This window comes from Thioclava electrotropha (genome assembly GCF_002085925.2).
GTDB classification, from domain to species: domain Bacteria; phylum Pseudomonadota; class Alphaproteobacteria; order Rhodobacterales; family Rhodobacteraceae; genus Thioclava; species Thioclava electrotropha.
Window position 1 is genome coordinate 1,569,385 of the sequence record NZ_CP053562.1, and the last position, 15,579, is coordinate 1,584,963.

A 15,579-nucleotide genomic window follows, 5' to 3' on the forward strand; every position below is an offset into this window, starting at 1 on the left:
ACTCGCGAATTGCTCACGAATTCTTGCGTAAAGCAGGGAGATGCAGCTTACTGGCGCAAACAAATCCCAGAGGCCAAAGGCCCGGTACAGGCATGAACGAAATCTACACCGAATTCTTCGGGTTGGCAGAGCGTCCCTTTTCGTTGCTGCCCGATCCCGATTTCCTGTTCTGGTCTCCAGAGCACAAGCACGCGGCGACTATGCTCGAATATGGGCTGTTCTCGCGCGCACCGATCACGCTGATCACTGGCGAGGTCGGGGCGGGCAAGACAACGCTGCTGCGTCACCTGATGGCGACGATTTCCGAGGATGTGACGATCGCGCTCGTGTCGAACGCGCGGGGTTCGCGCGATGACGTGATCCGCTGGATCATGCTGTCGCTCGGCCAGCGGGTGGAGGCGGGCGAGGATTACGTGCTGATCTACGACCGGTTCCAGCAGCTTCTGATCCAGGAATATGCCGCCGGGCGGCGTGTGGTGGTGGTGATCGACGAGGCGCAGAACCTCGATGCGGGCGTGCTCGAAGAGCTGCGCATGATCACCAATATCAACGCGGACAAGGACGAGCTGGTGCAGCTGATCCTGATGGGGCAGCCGGAACTGCGCGACCTGATCGCACGGCCCGAGCTGCGCCAGTTCGCGCAGCGTGTGTCTTCCGGCTTCCATCTCGGGCCGATGCCCGCCGATTGCGCGCAGCCCTATATCGCCCATCGCCTGCAGGTCGCAGGCGCGACGCGCGAGATCTTCACCCCCGAGGCCGCGCAGAAACTGCACGCCCATTGCGGAGGCCTTCCGCGGCTGATGAACCAGCTGGCCGATCTGGGAATGGTCTATGCCTATTCGGCGCGTGCGGAGATCGTCACCGGCGAGATCATCGACAGGGTGATCGAGGACAACGTCTTCTATCTGCCGGTCGAGACCCAACGCGCCAAGCCGCGCGTGATCGCGCCCGCGCCAACCGCTGCAGCAGCCGCTGAGGCTGAGCCCGCCTTCCTCCACAGGGGAGGGCGCTGATGCGGGAGCTCCGCTTCTACGCTGCTCTGTTTGCCCGGCGGATCCACTGGCTCTTGCTGGCGGTGCTGCTGGGCGCGCTTGTCGGTCTGGCGGCGGGGCGGATGATCACGCCGATCTACGAGGCCAAGGCGCTTCTCGTCGTCGAGGGGGATCGCATCCCGGACGGTCTGGCAGCCTCGACAGTGCGCACCGACACCAATGCCAAGCTGCAGGTGATCCGCAAGCGGGTTCTCTCGCGCGAAAGCCTGCTCGACATGGCGCGGCGGATGGCGCTTTTCCCTGACCTGCGCACCGAGTCCGGCGCGCGCAATGCCGATGCGGTTTTCGAGGCGCTTCAGAACTCGGTCGAGATCGAGATCTCCGAGCAGAGCAAGTCGCGCTCCGCCCCGAAAGACGCGACCTTCATGACGGTGTCCTTCCGCGCTGGCGCCCCCGCGCGCGCTGCGCGGGTCGCGAACGAACTGGTGACGCGCATCCTCAAGGAAGACAGCGATATCCGCACCAAGGCCGCGCGCGACACGCTTGATTTCTTCTCGCGCGAGGTGGATCGGCTGGAAGGCGAACTGGCGAAATCCTCCAGCGCGATGTTGCAGTTCAGGCAGGAGAACGGCGACGCGCTGCCCGAGGAATTGCCGCTGCTGCGCGACCGTCTCGCTGCCGTTCAGGCGGGCGCGGAGACCCGGCTCGCGCATGTGAACGAGACCGAGACGGAGATCGACCGGCTGGTGCGGCTGCGCGAAGCGGCGGGGCGTGTGGTCGACCGCGACGCTATCTATCCGCCCGCCGCGCGCGAACTGTCCCGGCTCGAGGCGCAGCGCGACGCGCTCAAACCGCTGCTGCCCGCCGATGACGCGCGGCTCGCGGCGCTGGGCGCGCAGATTCAGGAATTGTCGCAGCAGGTGACGTTGCCGCTACCGAAAGCCAAATCCGCCTTCGAGAGCCGTCTGCGCGAATTGACGGATACGCTTTTCGTCGCGCAGGCCGCAGGCGATGCCGCCGATCTGAAAATCGCGCAACTCCGCGAGGCGATTGCGAAAGTGCCCGCCAACGCCTCGGCGCTCGAGGCGCTGCGCCGCGATCACGACAATCTCGCCGATCAGTACGACAGCGCCGTGAAAGCGCGCGCCGTGGCTGAGACGGGCGACACGATCGAGTCGCTGGCCAAGGGCGAGAAGCTGACCGTGATCGATCAGGCGGTCGCGCCGGGCGAGCCGGTGAAGCCCAATCGCAAGACGCTCGCGCTTGCAGGCGTCGGGGTGGGGCTGTTGCTTGGTCTCGTGGCGATTGCGCTGCGCGAATTGCTCAGCACCGGCATCCGTCGCCCCGAAGATCTGCAGCGCCATTTAGGGATCTCGGCTTTCGCGACGCTTCCCTATCTGAGCACGCCCGAAGACATGCGCCGCCGTCGTCGTAAGGTTCTGGTCTCCGGCTCGATGGTCGGCGCGGCTTTCGTTGCGGTCGTTGTGCTGTTCGGCGCGTTCTACATGCCGCTCGACCGGCTGTTCTGAGGCAAGGAGGCGAGAGATGGCGGAAAGATTGCGAGACGCGATTGCCAAGGCCCGCGCCGCCCGCTCGGGCCGCGCGGCCTCCGAGCCTTCGGTCCGGGCGCAGGTCGTCCCCGGCAGCGACGGTATCACCGCGGGCGCGTGGCAGGCGCTGACGCCGATCGCCCCGAATTTGGGGCGGCTGCGCGGCAAGCGTATCGTGAGCCCCGATGGCAGCGCCGAGAGCGCGCCGATCGACCTGATGCGCACCAAGATCGTGCAGCAGATGCGAGCCAATGGCTGGCGTCGGCTGGCGATCACCTCGCCCTCGGCGGGCTGCGGGAAATCGACCGTCGCGCTCAATCTCGCGCTGAGCCTTGCACGGCAGCAAGAGCGGCACACGCTGCTCATCGAGGCCGATTTCCGCAAACCCTCGCTGTTGAAGCTGCTCGACGCGCCGCGCGGGCCGCAGATCTCCGAAGTGCTCGCAGGCACGGCCGAGTTTGCCGATCACGCGTTGCGGCTGGGCGGCAACCTCGCGATTGGCGCGAATAGCAAGCCGGTGGAGACCCCGGCCGAGCTGATCCAGTCGCGCCGCGCGGCTGAGGCGCTGGAGCGGATCGAGACGATCTACGCCCCCGACCTGATGATCTTCGATACCGCGCCGGTGCTGGTCAGCGACGATACGCTCTCGCTCGCCGCCCATGTCGATTGCGTGCTGATCATCGCCGCAACCGAAGAGACCACGATTCAGGAAATCGACGTCTGCGAGCGCGAGCTGGCCGAACGCACCAATGTGATGGGCGTCGTGGTCAACAAATTCCGCTTCGCCGCCCCCGAATATGGCTACGCCTATGGCTACGGCTACGGGGCCGCGACGGAGGAGGACTGAGCGGCCCACCGCTTTGCCTTCGGTCACGCCCGTGCCATATAGCTTCGGTAAGCGCGCGGCCCCCGCCCGAGGGGGCTCCGACCGCGCCAAACCTTGCTGACGAAAGGCCGCCATGACCCGCATCATCTCTTCGCTGTCCGAGATTTCCGATCCCTATGACGCGCTGTTTTGCGACCTCTGGGGGTGCCTGCATAACGGGGTCAAGGCGTTTCCCGCGGCCGTCGAGGCGCTGCAGGCGTATCGTGCGAAGGGCGGCAAGGTCGTGCTTCTGACAAATGCTCCGCGGCCCGCGAAATTCGTGATGGAATCGCTCGACAAGCTGGGCTGCCCGCGGGACGCCTATGACCTCGTCGTCTCCTCCGGCGATGCCGCGCAGGATGCGATGTTCGCGGGCGCCGTGGGCAAGAAGGTCTGGCATCTGGGCCCGTCCAAGGATGACGGGTTCTTCACCGAGGTGCCCGAGGAATGGCAGGGGCAGGCCGAGATCACCCGTGTCGATTTCGACGAGGCCGAGGGCATCGTCTGCACCGGCCCCTTCGATGAAGTGAACGAAGTCCCCGAGGATTACCGCCCGAAGTTCCTGCTCGCGAAGATGCGGGAACTGCCGATGCTTTGCGCGAACCCCGATATTGTCGTCGATCTGGGCGACAAGCGGATTTACTGCGCCGGCGCGCTGGCTGCGCTCTACGAGGAAATGGGCGGCGAGGCGATGTATTTCGGCAAACCCCATCCGCCGATCTACGATCTCGCGCGGCGCAAGCTGAGCCGTCTCGGCGGCGCGGAGGATGCGCGCATCCTCGCCATCGGCGATGGGATCAATACCGATGTGGCCGGCGCTGCGGGGGAGGGGATCGACTGCCTCTTCATCTCCAGTGGTCTGGCGCATGATCAGTTCGGGGCCGATCCGCAGAACCCCGATCCCGAATTGCTGCGCACCTGGCTGGAGGCGCGTCAGCGCGACCCGCTCTACACGATGGGTCATCTGACCTGAGCGAAGCGCAAAATTCAGGCGGTAACTTTGTTGCGCCTTTTGTCGCGGTAAGGTAAAAAAGTTGCGCAGGCATCTTGCCTGTGCTCTGCCGCATGTGCTATGCCGCAGTGCAACATGAACTTCCGGCTGGGACCTATGGATATGCTCGACAACCTGCCCCGTGGCACGATCTGCATCGAAGATCTGGAAATCGGCATGGTGCGCTACCTCCGCAAGGAGGTCACCGACCGCGACATCGAGATGTTCGCGGAGGTCTCCACCGACCATAACCCGGTCCATCTGGACGATGCCTATGCGCAAGACACCATTTTCGAGGGTCGAATCGCGCATGGCATGCTGACCGCGGGGCTGATCTCGGCGGTCATCGGCGAGCAGCTTCCCGGTCACGGCACCGTCTATCTGGGCCAGTCGCTCAAATTCATGGCCCCCGTGCGTCCCGGCGATGTGGTCTATGCCGAGGTGAAGGTGACGGCGATCGATCATTCGCGTCGCCGTGTCACGCTTGAAACCCACTGCGCGGTGGGCGATACGGTGGTCGTGAAAGGCGAGGCGCTAGTTCTGGCGCCCTCGCGCAAGTTCGACTGACCCGGCGACCTCGCCGGAGGGCGGGGTGGATGAAACGCTTGACCACTTGGAAATCGCTGGAGAAATCCGCGCGCGGGGCCTCCGTCGCGATGGGCAATTTCGACGGCATCCATCTCGGCCATCAATCGGTGATCGATCAGGCACGCGGGAAAGATGCGCCGCTGGGCGTCATCACCTTCGAGCCGCATCCCCGCGAATTCTTCGCAGCCCGGGCAGGCAAGACCCTGCCGCCGTTCCGGCTGATGAACCCCGAGGCGCGCGCCAACCGGCTCGCCAAGCTTGGGGTCGAGCGGCTCTATGAGCTGCCCTTCAACGAAGAGCTGGCCGATATGAGCGCCGACGCTTTCGCGCGCGAAGTGCTCGCCGAGGGGCTGGGCGTGACCCATGTCGCGGTGGGCGGCGATTTCCGCTTTGGCAAGGGGCGCGAAGGCGATGCCGCGATGCTGACGGAGCTGGGCGCGAAATACGGCTTCGAGGTCACCGTCGCACCGCTTCTGCACGTCGAGGGGGTCGAGGCGTCCTCGACCGCGATCCGTACCGCGCTGGCCGAAGGCCGCCCCGAGGATGCCGCCGCGATGCTGGGCCACCTGCACCGGATCGAGGGCGCGGTGCTGCATGGCGACAAGCGCGGCCGCGATCTGGGCTATCCGACCGCGAATATGTCGATGGCTGGGCTGCATCTGCCCAAGCTGGGCGTCTATGCGGTGAAGTTCGACGTGCTTACCGGGCCGCATAAGGGCAGCTATACCGGGGCCGCGAGCCTCGGCGTGCGCCCGATGTTCGGCGAGAATACCCCGAACCTCGAAACCTTCGTCTTCGATTTCAAAGGCGACCTCTACGACGAGCATGTCTCGGTCGCGCTGGTCGAATTCCTGCGCCCCGAGATGAAGTTCGACGGGCTCGAGGCGCTGGTCGCGCAGATGGATGCCGATTGCGCCCGCGCGCGGGAGATACTGGCTGAGCGCTGAGGGCCGCGCCCGACCTCGGGTGGGCGCTTTATGTCGTCAGTGGCTGGGCGCTTTATCTCGCAAGCCCGGATGACGCTTGAACCCGCGACACCATCGCCAATGCGCCCTCCCGGGGGGAGGTCGGGCGCGGCCCGGGGCTGGTCGCCCCGCGCCAAGAGCCATCGGTCTGCCCGTCCCGCCATGTCCAAATCGCAGATCCGCTCACGATCCGCCGATCTGCCCTTTCCATTTGCCCGCCGCTGCCCCATTTTCCGCGCCATGACCAAACTGCGCCCCGAGTTCTGGAAACTGCCGCTGAAGAAGCTCACCGCCCCCGAATGGGAGGCGCTGTGCGATGGCTGCGGCAAATGCTGCCTGAACAAGCTCGAATACGAGGATACGGGCGAGGTCGTCTTCACCCGCGTCGCCTGCAGACTGCTCGATGGCGAGAGCTGCAGCTGCACGCAATATGACATTCGCCACCAGTTCGTCCCAGAATGCGTCACGCTCAGCCCGAAGACGATCCACAAGATCGCCTATTGGATGCCCGCGACCTGCGCCTACCGGCTGCGCTTCGAAGACAAGCCGCTCTATGACTGGCACTACCTGATCTCGGGCTCGCGCGAGACGGTCCATGAGGCCGGGGAAAGCGTGCGCGGCTGGACCGTGCCCGAATTCGAAGTGCCCGAAGAAGAATGGGACGAATACACGATCGAGGATCTCTCATGAATTTTGCCTCCGACAACACGTCCGGTGCCCATCCCGCCATTCTCGAGGGCCTCATGGCCGCGAATGAGGGGCATGTGCATTCCTATGGCGACGACCCGATCACTGAAGGCGTGCAGGCGAAGATCCGCGAGATCTTCGAGGCGCCCGAAGCGCGTGTCTATCTCGTCGCGACCGGGACGGCGGCCAATGCGCTCTCCTGCGCGGTGCTGACCCAGCCCTGGGGCGCGATCTTCTGCCATCGCAACGCCCATATCGAGGAAGACGAATGCGGCGCGCCGGAATTTTACACGAACGGTTCGAAACTGGTTCTGGTCGACGGGCCGGATGCGAAGATGGACCCCGACGCGCTCGCGCGCACCGTCGCCCATACCGGGCGCGGTGGCATCCATAATGTCCAGCGCGGCATGGTCTCGATCACCAATTCCACCGAGGCAGGCGCGGTCTATTCGCCTGAGGACGTGAAAGCCCTGAGCGATGTCGCCCGCCGCTTCCATCTGCCCGTGCATATGGACGGCGCGCGCTTCGCCAATGCGCTGGTTTCCGCAGGCTGCAGCCCGGCGGAGATGACGTGGAAGGCGGGCGTCGACGTGCTCAGCTTCGGCGGCACGAAGAATGGCTGCATGGGCGTCGAGGCGGTGGTGATTTTTGACCCCAAACGCGCCTGGGAGTTCGAGCTGCGCCGCAAGCGTGGCGGCCATCTCTTCTCGAAGCACCGCTTCCTCGCGGCCCAGATGCAGACTTATCTGGCCGACGATCTGTGGTTGAAGACCGCGCGGCATGCCAATGAAATGGCACGCAAACTCTCGGAAGGCATCGGCCAGATCGAGGGTGCGAAGCTGATCCATCCGACGCAGGCCAACGCGGTCTTTGCCGCCCTGCCGCGCGGGGCGCATAAGCGCGCGAATGCAGCGGGGGCCTATTACTATCTCTGGCCGTTCGACCAGTCGCTGGAAGGCCCCGAGGACGAGCTTCTGGCCGCGCGACTGGTCTGTTCCTGGGCCACGACGCCTGAGGAAATCGACGCCTTTCTCGGCCATCTTGCCTGAGTTCAGCGCCGTCCGGGCAGGTCGCGGAATGCGATCTTCTCGGGCGGGCCGTCCCATTCCGGATGCTCTTTCTGTGCGGCTCTCAAGGCCGCGCGGAACCTGCGGATCGCACCAAGGCCCGGAATGCGCGGGATATGCGCCAGTTCCCAGTGAATGCCGTTGATCGGATCGTCGAAGAACACCGCGTAATAGCCTGGCGCATAAACGGGATATTCCTGCGGGACGTCCGTCACCGACAGCCCGCGCGGGATCAGAAAATCGCGGTGAAACGCATCCACCTCGGCGCGTGATTTCGCCTAGAGCGCGATGTGATGGATGCCCACGGCGCGCGCCGCGTGATCCAGTTTCTCGCCCGAATGCGCGGGCTGGATGCCGATATAGGAATGCGGCATCGGGAAGCGCGCCATGTAATAGGTCGAGCGATAGCCGATATCGAGCGTCCAGAAGCTCTTATATCCAAGCCATCCGAACATCGCATCGTAGAAGGCGATCGACTTGTCATAGTCGAGCACCGAGAATTCGACGTGATTGACCCCGCGCCAGCGCATGAGCGGCTTCCTCCTGATGGTCTTCACCCTAGAGGAGCCGCGCGACGGTGCAATGACGTCTCACGCAGACGGGATGGGGTAGGGCGGGTGCCACGGTTGCGCAGGCCCGGCCTGCCGCACTGTTGCGGACGAGACCTCGAAGAGCACCAGATGGCTCAGATCGGGGCGTGAGCGCGAGGCGTAGAGCAGCCCCTGTGCGCCGCGCGCCCGTGACCGATCCGAGAGGCGCCATGTGGGCGAGGGCGCGCCGCTCGCTCTCCCATCCTGCCAGACCACGGACGCCGCCGCCTGATCGGGCGTGCCGCGCAGGTCGTCCATCGCCTCTGTCATGATCTCCAGCGGCACGATCACCCGCGACGGATCGCCGGCCCGCACATAGCGCCGGAGCGCCACGGCAGCCCCCTCGGCACTCAGCGAGGCATAGAGCGCCACCTGTCCGGAATAATGAAACCGGCCCTCCGGATGGCGGGCCGGTTTGCAAGCATCATCAGCGCGGTCGGCAGAGAGGATCCGCCAGACCGTGCCGTCGAAAGAGATCACTCGGCTTCGCCCTGCTCGGCGAGGAATTTCTCGGCGTCGAGCGCGGCCATGCAGCCCATCCCCGCCGAGGTGACGGCCTGACGATAGGTGTGATCGGTCAGGTCGCCCGCCGCGAAGATGCCGGGCTGCGAGGTGCGGGTCGAGCCCGGCTCCACCCAGACATAGCCGCCCGATTGCATCTTCAGGCTGTCCTTTACCAGCTCGGACGACGGCGCGTGCCCGATCGCCACGAAGAACCCGTCGCAGGGGATGACTTTCTCGGACCCGTCGGCGGTGGATTTCACCCGCACACCGGTCACGCCGAGCGGATTTTCGTCGCCGAGGATTTCCTCGACCGTGTGATTCCACTCCACTTCGATCTTGGGGTTCTTGAACAGGCGATCCTGCAGGATCTTCTCCGAGCGCAGTGTGTCGCGGCGGTGGATCAGCGTCACCTTGGAGGCGAAGTTGGTCAGGAACAGCGCCTCTTCCACGGCGGTGTTGCCGCCGCCGATCACCACGACTTCCTTGCCGCGATAGAAGAACCCGTCGCATGTCGCGCAGGCCGAGACGCCGAAGCCCTTGAACTTCTCTTCCGAGGGAAGCCCCAGCCATTTCGCCTGCGCCCCAGTGGCAAGGATCACTGCTGCTGCCTCGTAGGTCGTGCCCGAATCGCCTTTCGCGACGAAGGGGCGCTTCGAGGTGTCGAGCTCGGTGATCATGTCCATGATGATCTCGGTGCCCATCGCGCGCGCATGCTCTTCCATCTTCACCATCAGGTCGGGGCCCTGAATCTCGCTCTCGCCGGGCCAGTTCTCGACCTCGGTGGTGATGGTCAGCTGGCCGCCCGGCTGCATGCCTTGCACCAGAACCGGCTCGAGCATCGCACGCGACGCGTAGACCGCCGCCGTGTAGCCCGCAGGGCCGGAGCCGATGATCAGAACCTTGGTTTTCTTCGTCTCGGACATGCCTGCCTCCTTGGAATTCTGCCCGACGGATATAGTCGGAGCGAGGCGCGCCGAAAAGCCCCTGCTTGCCGCGACAAATAGCACTTGCGGAGCAGTCCGCGAAATATTATTGCGCATCCTCTCTTCCAGCGGTAAGTTCTGCCGCAACGCACGAAGGATTGTTTCAACATGCCCACCTCCCGGCTCGACGACATCGACCGCAAAATCCTCGCTGAACTGCAGGCGGACGGGCGGATGACGAATGTCGAACTGGCCAAGCGTGTGGGCATTTCGGCCCCGCCCTGCCTGCGCCGCGTGCGCACGCTCGAAGAGGCGGGCTACATCCGTGGCTACCATGCGGACGTGAACCCGCGCGAGCTGGGATTCGAAGTGCAGGTCTTCGCGATGGTGCGCCTGCACAGCCAGGCCGAAGCGGATCTGTCGAACTTCGAGTCGCGCTGTCGCGAATGGCCGCTCGTGCGCGAGTGCCACATGCTCAATGGCGAGATCGATTTCGTGCTGAAATGCGTGGCGCCGGACCTCTCGAGCTTCCAGAGCTTCCTGACCGGCCAACTGACCGCCGCCGAGAACGTGGCTAGCGTGAAGACCTCGCTGGTGATCCGCTGTGCCAAGGACGAGCCGGGCGTGCCCTTCGACGTGCTCGAAGAGCGCATCGCCAAGCTGGCCTGAGCCTTACCCTGAATTGAGACGTTGTCGGAGGGGCGCTGCCCTCCCTTCGCCGTCGCGAATTCCCACCCCGGGATATTTTCGCCAAGCCGAAGGGGCGGCGGCGCCCCCTTAGCGGGTCTCTTTTGGGCGCAGCACCAGCCAGATCAGCGCCGCCCCGGCCAGCGTCAGGAAGGGGATCATCGCGAGATTGACCGCCTGCCAGCCCGCTTGGGCATTGCCGCTCTGGGTGCAGTTCATCAGTCCGCCCGAGGCGAGCGAGGCGAGGAAGACGCCACCGAAGACCACGAAATCGTTCATCCCCTGCACATGGCCGCGCTCTTCGGGGCTATGGGCGGAGGCGAGCATCGAGGTCGCGCCGATGAAGCCGAAGTTCCAGCCGAGACCGAGAAGGATGAGCGTGGCATAAAACTGTGCGAGATCGACGCCGCTCAGCGCCATTGCACCCGCCGCGGCCAGAATGACGAGCCCGGTGCCCACGATCACTTCTTTGCCGAAGCGCGCGATCAGGTGGCCGGTGAAGAAGCTCGGCAGATACATCGCCAGCACGTGAGCCGAGACGATATTGGCCGCGTCTGCCTGCTCGAACCCGCAGCCCACGACCGCAAGCGGCGTCGAGGTCATCACGAGGTTCATCAGCGCGTAGGAGACCATGGCGCAGATCATCGCGACGAGGATCACCGGGTCTTTCAGCAGCTCGCCGCGGGTGCGGCCCTCGTGATGTTCGTGCTTCTTGCGCCGTCCCGGAGCCGGGATGTCGAGGAAGGAGAACAGGATCGGCCCGAGCGCATTGATCCCGATGATCGCGAGGTACGTCGCCATGAAGGGCACGACCATCGCCTCGCTCGTGACCTTCACAAGCTGCGGGCCGATGATCGCGGCCACAAGCCCGCCCGCCATCACATAGGAGATCGCCTTGGGCTGGAACTCCGCGCTGGCGGTATCGGTCGCCGCGAACCGGTAGAACCCCTGCGCGGACATATAGGTGCCGGTGAAGAACGACCCCAGCATGAACAGCGCAAACGACCCGTGATAGAGCGCATAGGCCGCGGTCGCCGCCCCCAGCGCCCCCATCGCATTGGCGAGGATGAAGCCCGCGCGGCGGCCTTTCGCGGCCATGAATTCCGACATCGGCTGCGCCGAGAGGACCGAGCCCAGAATGATCAGCGACAGGGGCAGCGTCGCGAGGCAGGGATTGGGCGAGAGCATCTGGCCCGCAAGACCGCCCACCGTGAAGATCATCGGCATCTGCGCGCCCAGAAGCGCCTGGGCCAGAACCAGCACGATCGTATTGCGCTTTTCGCGAGAGGCGGGAGGGGCGGTCATTTCACTCATGACAGCTTGCTAGCGTGGCGATTGGGGGCTGGCAAGCGGGCGCGGCATGAGGCAGGGTGTCGCGCATGGTTGGACGTATCATTACCTGCGAAGACGATATCGCCGAGGGCACCGAATTTCTCTGCCGCACAGAGCCGCGTTTTGCCGAGGTTTGCGCGCTGACGGGGCCGTGGCCTCTGCGCCGCCGCGAGGACGGGTTCGAGGCGCTGCGCGACGCGATCATCGGCCAGCAGGTCTCCGTCGCCGCCGCCAACTCGATCCGCAACAAGGTGATCGGCGCGGGCTATGGCGATCCGGTCTCCATCGCGGGCGCCTCGGAAGAGGATCTGCGCGCCTGTGGCCTCTCGCGTCAGAAGGTGCGCTATCTGCAGGCGCTCTCCAATTCCGGCGTCGATTTCGAGGGGCTGCGCGCGATGCCCGACGAAGAGGTGGTCGCGCAGCTTCTGCCGATCCCCGGCATCGGGCGCTGGACGGTGGAGATGTATCTCATCTTCGCTCTGGGCCGCGCCGATGTCTTCGCGGTGGACGATCTCGCGCTGGCCGAGGGGGCGCGGCTGCTGTTCGATTTGCCCGAACGTCCCAAGCGCAAACAATTCAATGAGCTATCGGCAGCCTGGTCGCCGTGGCGCGCGGTTGCGGCGCGCGGCCTCTGGGCCTATTACGCGGCCTGTAAAGATCGTGAAGGAGTTGCCCCATGACCCGCAAGCTGGAAGCCGGACGCAAAGAGCCGCAATCGGGGGTGGTGAAATCCGCCGTGGTGTTTCTACATGGCTACGGCGCGGATGGAGCGGACCTGCTGGGCCTCGCCGATCCGCTGGGCCAGCACATGCCCGACACGCTATTCCTCGCGCCCGACGCGCCCGAACCCTGCCGCGCGGCGCCATACGGGCGGCAATGGTTCCCGATCCCCTGGATCGACAATTCCAGCGAAGCGGAATCCGCCCAAGGTCTGAAGGACGCGGCAGCCGACGTGGATGCTTTCCTCGATTCCGTGCTGCAAGAGCAGGGGCTGACGCCCGCGCAGCTCGCCGTGATCGGCTTCTCGCAAGGCACGATGACCGCGCTCGAAGTGCTGCCGCGCCGGGCCGAGCCTGTCGCGGGGCTGGTGGCTTTCTCGGGCCGTCTTCTGCGCCCGGAAGCCCTGGGCAACGAGGCGATCTCGAAGCCGCCGGTTCTGCTGATCCATGGCGATCAGGATCCGGTCGTGCCCTTCGCCGATATGGGCAAGGCGGGCGATGCGCTGGTCTCGGCGGGGTTCGATACCTATGCCCATGTGATGAAGGGCACTGGCCACGGGATCGCGCCCGACGGGCTGTCGGTGGCGCTGTCCTTCCTGCAAGACAAACTGCCGGGCTGAGACGCCCGCGGCCGCCGATCGCCGCGGCACCTGCAACCTTGCCAAACGCTCGCGCAGCGTCATTTCTTTGTCATGGCTGTTTGCTACCCATGCCGCATGGCAGCAATCGCGAGATCAAGAGGCTTGCCAGATCGCGAACGCCATATATAGTCATCGATAAGGCAGGGGCGGACCCCGCCCCTGAGCCGAGGCAGGCGACAGGGCGAGGACGGAGTCACCCATGCTGGACGAGTGCGACAGGACGAATTTTCGAACCCAATTCACCCGCGAACCGGCGGCGCTGAGACAGCACCCGGCGCTGGTGCTCAACGCCGATTTCCGGCCGCTTTCCTATTACCCGCTCTCGCTATGGCCTTGGCAGGAGGCGATAAAGGCGGTCTTCCTCGACAGGGTGACGATCCTCGCCGAATACGAAGAGGTGGTGCGCAGCCAGAGGCAGGCTTTCAAAATCCCCTCCGTCGTCGTCCTCAAAGAATATGTCCGACCCCAGAAGCGCGTGGCTTTCACGCGCTTCAATCTTTTTCTGAGGGACGAATTCAAGTGCCAGTATTGCGGCAAGCGGGGCGACCTGACCTTCGACCATGTGATCCCGCGCTCGCGTGGTGGAATCACCAGCTGGGAGAATGTCGTGGCCGCCTGCGCGCCGTGCAACCTGCGCAAGGCCAACAAGCCGCTGGAGCGCTCGGGGATGCATCTTCTCAAGCCCGCGCGTCAGCCTCAGCCCGAGGATATGCTGCGCATCGGGCGTCGCTTCCCGCCGGGCTATCTGCACGAAAGCTGGATGGACTTCCTCTACTGGGACACCGAGCTGGAAGCCTGAGGAAGCTTAAAGAAAAGGGCGCGCCGTCTCCGGCACGCCCTTTTTCGTATTGGTGAAAATATCCCGGGGGGCTTGCGCAGCAAGCGGGGGCAGAGCCCCCTCAGTGCCCCGCCGCGACCTGGCCGCCATTCGACAGCTTGTCGATGATCGTCTCGGTCGCGTGGTTCATGCCCACGACTTTCACATCCGTGCCGGACATCCGGAACTTGCCCACCGCCCGGTCGAGCGCCGAGACCGAAGAAATGTCCCAGATATGGGCATGGGTCAGGTCGATCACCACGCGGTCGAGCTTCTCCTGGAAGTCGAAGGCGCGGTTGAACTCTTCCACGGTCGCGAAGAAGATCTGGCCCTTGATGTAATAGGTCCGCAGGTGATGCGCCTCGTTGTAGCGCGAGGAGATCTCGGTCATCCGCGCGATCTTGCCCGCGAAGAAGATCCCCGAGAGCAGCACGCCCACCAGTACCCCGATCGCGAGGTTATGGGTGGCGACGACGAAGGCGACGGTGGCCAGCATCACCACGTTGGACGACATCGGCATCGTGCGCAGCTGGCCCAGCGAGGCCCAGCTGAACGTGCCGATCGACACCATGATCATGATCGCCACCAGCGCGGGCATCGGAATGCGGCCCACCCATTCGCCCAGCACCACGCAGAAGATCAGAAGCGCGATCCCGGCGGTCAGGGTCGACAGGCGCGTGCGCCCGCCCGAGGTGACGTTGATCACCGACTGGCCGATCATCGCGCAGCCCGCCATGCCGCCGATGAAGCCGGTGCAGAAGTTGGCGATGCCCTGACCGAAGCATTCCTGACGACGATCCGAACGCGTGTCAGTCATCTCGTCGACGATGTTCTGCGTCATCAGGCTCTCCAGCAGGCCGACGACCGCCACGCCCACCGAATAGGGCAGGATGATCTGCAGCGTCTCGAAGGTGAACGGCACGTTCGGGATCAGGAGCGAGGGCAGCTGATCGGGCAGGGCGCCCATGTCGGACACCGTGTGCACGTCGTTGAGCCCCAGCCCCATCGAGACCGCGCTGAGAACGAGGATCGCGATCAGCGGCGAGGGGATGGCGCGGAAGAAGCGCGGCAGCAGGTAGATGATCGCAAGGCCAAGTGCCACCAGCGCATAGGTCGCCACCACCGGCACGTTGGCCGGGTTCAGCTCGGGCCATTGCGCCATGAAGATCAGGATGGCGAGCGCGTTCACGAAGCCCGTCATCACCGATTTCGACACGAAGCGCATCACGGTCCCGAGGTTCAGCGCCCCGGCAATCACCTGCAGCACGCCCGCCAGCACCGTCGCGGCCAGCAGGTAGTCGAGCCCGTAGCTGCGCACCAAGGCGCCCATCAGCACCGCGGTTGCGGCGGTCGCGGCCGAGATCATACCCGGGCGGCCACCGAAGAAAGCTGTGATCGTGGCGATCATGAAGGAGGCGTAGAGGCCCACTTTCGGGTCCACGCCTGCGATGATGGAGAAAGCGATGGCCTCGGGGATCAGCGCGAGCGCCACCACGAGACCGGAAAGAATGTCAGCGCGGTAGTTGCCAGTCCACTGGCTGCGCCATTGCGACAAGGTCATACGGTTGTCCTGCAATTAGAAAGGCCCGCGACCGGGGAGGGGCGGGCCGGAGGGGTGTGAGATTTGGCGAAGCCAATACCCGGGTGACGTAGCGATGCCA

At 64.9% G+C, this 15,579-nt stretch carries 18 protein-coding genes; 12 read left to right on the top strand and 6 right to left on the bottom strand.

Annotation, left to right across the window (positions count from 1 at the left end; all coding sequences use genetic code 11):
- Nucleotides 1–92 precede the first annotated feature (92 nt).
- From AKL02_RS07485 to AKL02_RS07520, 8 genes are all read left to right on the top strand, one after another.
- A complete protein-coding gene (locus AKL02_RS07485) occupies nt 93–1,013 on the top strand; it encodes an ExeA family protein (protein WP_083075130.1) in 921 nt (306 codons plus the stop codon).
- On the top strand, nt 1,013–2,521 hold the full coding sequence (locus tag AKL02_RS07490) for a GumC domain-containing protein (RefSeq protein WP_083075132.1): 1,509 nt from the start codon (nt 1,013–1,015) through the stop codon (nt 2,519–2,521). The genes AKL02_RS07485 and AKL02_RS07490 overlap by 1 nt, the downstream gene beginning before the upstream one ends.
- Nucleotides 2,522–2,537: 16 nt before the next feature.
- The gene (locus tag AKL02_RS07495; protein WP_083075134.1) at nt 2,538–3,389 is read left to right on the top strand and encodes a CpsD/CapB family tyrosine-protein kinase; all 852 of its coding nucleotides are present in this window, start codon (nt 2,538–2,540) and stop codon (nt 3,387–3,389) included.
- Nucleotides 3,390–3,501: 112 nt separating this feature from the next.
- Nucleotides 3,502–4,380, top strand: coding sequence for a TIGR01459 family HAD-type hydrolase (locus AKL02_RS07500; protein ID WP_083075136.1), 879 nt, complete (start codon nt 3,502–3,504; stop codon nt 4,378–4,380).
- A gap of 141 nt (nt 4,381–4,521) precedes the next feature.
- Nucleotides 4,522–4,965 carry a MaoC family dehydratase gene (locus tag AKL02_RS07505; protein ID WP_075774735.1) on the top strand — a complete coding sequence of 148 codons (444 nt, stop codon included), beginning with the start codon at nt 4,522–4,524 and terminating at the stop codon, nt 4,963–4,965.
- Between the two features lie 29 nt (nt 4,966–4,994).
- Complete coding sequence (locus AKL02_RS07510; RefSeq protein ID WP_083075139.1) at nt 4,995–5,933, top strand: bifunctional riboflavin kinase/FAD synthetase; 939 nt, start codon at nt 4,995–4,997, stop codon at nt 5,931–5,933.
- Between the two features lie 258 nt (nt 5,934–6,191).
- A complete protein-coding gene (locus tag AKL02_RS07515; protein WP_083075582.1) occupies nt 6,192–6,641 on the top strand; it encodes a YcgN family cysteine cluster protein in 450 nt (149 codons plus the stop codon).
- A complete protein-coding gene (locus AKL02_RS07520) occupies nt 6,638–7,687 on the top strand; it encodes a threonine aldolase family protein (protein WP_083075141.1) in 1,050 nt (349 codons plus the stop codon). Before AKL02_RS07515 ends, AKL02_RS07520 begins: the two co-directional genes overlap by 4 nt.
- Before the next feature lie 2 nt (nt 7,688–7,689).
- Here the strand turns inward: AKL02_RS07520 and AKL02_RS21050 are convergent, their stop codons facing one another.
- Genes AKL02_RS21050 through trxB form a run of 4 tightly spaced genes read right to left on the bottom strand, consistent with a single transcriptional unit; the run spans nt 7,690 to nt 9,722 of the window.
- The gene (locus tag AKL02_RS21050; RefSeq protein ID WP_232621734.1) at nt 7,690–7,965 is read right to left on the bottom strand and encodes a hypothetical protein; all 276 of its coding nucleotides are present in this window, start codon (nt 7,963–7,965) and stop codon (nt 7,690–7,692) included.
- 18 nt (nt 7,966–7,983) lie between these two features.
- Nucleotides 7,984–8,235, bottom strand: coding sequence for a VOC family protein (locus AKL02_RS21055; RefSeq protein ID WP_232621735.1), 252 nt, complete (start codon nt 8,233–8,235; stop codon nt 7,984–7,986).
- 60 nt (nt 8,236–8,295) lie between these two features.
- Nucleotides 8,296–8,775, bottom strand: a complete 480-nt coding sequence (locus AKL02_RS07530; RefSeq protein WP_083075143.1) for an RES family NAD+ phosphorylase — start codon at nt 8,773–8,775, stop codon at nt 8,296–8,298.
- Entirely contained in the window at nt 8,772–9,722 is a 951-nt protein-coding gene (trxB, locus tag AKL02_RS07535; protein ID WP_078519375.1) for a thioredoxin-disulfide reductase, read from the bottom strand. Before trxB ends, AKL02_RS07530 begins: the two co-directional genes overlap by 4 nt.
- A 168-nt stretch (nt 9,723–9,890) precedes the next feature.
- On the opposite strand from trxB, the gene AKL02_RS07540 reads away from it, so the two are divergent.
- Entirely contained in the window at nt 9,891–10,391 is a 501-nt protein-coding gene (locus tag AKL02_RS07540) for an Lrp/AsnC family transcriptional regulator (RefSeq protein ID WP_078519374.1), read from the top strand.
- A gap of 108 nt (nt 10,392–10,499) precedes the next feature.
- On the opposite strand, the gene AKL02_RS07545 is transcribed toward AKL02_RS07540, so the two are convergent.
- The gene (locus tag AKL02_RS07545; RefSeq protein ID WP_108722304.1) at nt 10,500–11,714 is read right to left on the bottom strand and encodes an MFS transporter; all 1,215 of its coding nucleotides are present in this window, start codon (nt 11,712–11,714) and stop codon (nt 10,500–10,502) included.
- Between the two features lie 74 nt (nt 11,715–11,788).
- Between AKL02_RS07545 and AKL02_RS07550 the strand changes: the two genes are divergently transcribed.
- The 3 genes from AKL02_RS07550 to AKL02_RS07560 all read left to right on the top strand — a co-directional run bounded on the left by AKL02_RS07550 (nt 11,789) and on the right by AKL02_RS07560 (nt 13,900).
- Complete coding sequence (locus AKL02_RS07550) at nt 11,789–12,421, top strand: DNA-3-methyladenine glycosylase family protein (protein WP_078539483.1); 633 nt, start codon at nt 11,789–11,791, stop codon at nt 12,419–12,421.
- Nucleotides 12,418–13,080, top strand: coding sequence for an alpha/beta hydrolase (locus tag AKL02_RS07555; RefSeq protein ID WP_078539482.1), 663 nt, complete (start codon nt 12,418–12,420; stop codon nt 13,078–13,080). The genes AKL02_RS07550 and AKL02_RS07555 overlap by 4 nt, the downstream gene beginning before the upstream one ends.
- A 220-nt stretch (nt 13,081–13,300) precedes the next feature.
- A complete protein-coding gene (locus tag AKL02_RS07560; protein WP_078519371.1) occupies nt 13,301–13,900 on the top strand; it encodes an HNH endonuclease in 600 nt (199 codons plus the stop codon).
- 100 nt (nt 13,901–14,000) lie between these two features.
- Here AKL02_RS07560 and AKL02_RS07565 read toward each other — a convergent pair whose 3' ends face one another.
- Nucleotides 14,001–15,479 carry a SulP family inorganic anion transporter gene (locus tag AKL02_RS07565; protein ID WP_083075147.1) on the bottom strand — a complete coding sequence of 493 codons (1,479 nt, stop codon included), beginning with the start codon at nt 15,477–15,479 and terminating at the stop codon, nt 14,001–14,003.
- Nucleotides 15,480–15,579 lie beyond the last annotated feature (100 nt).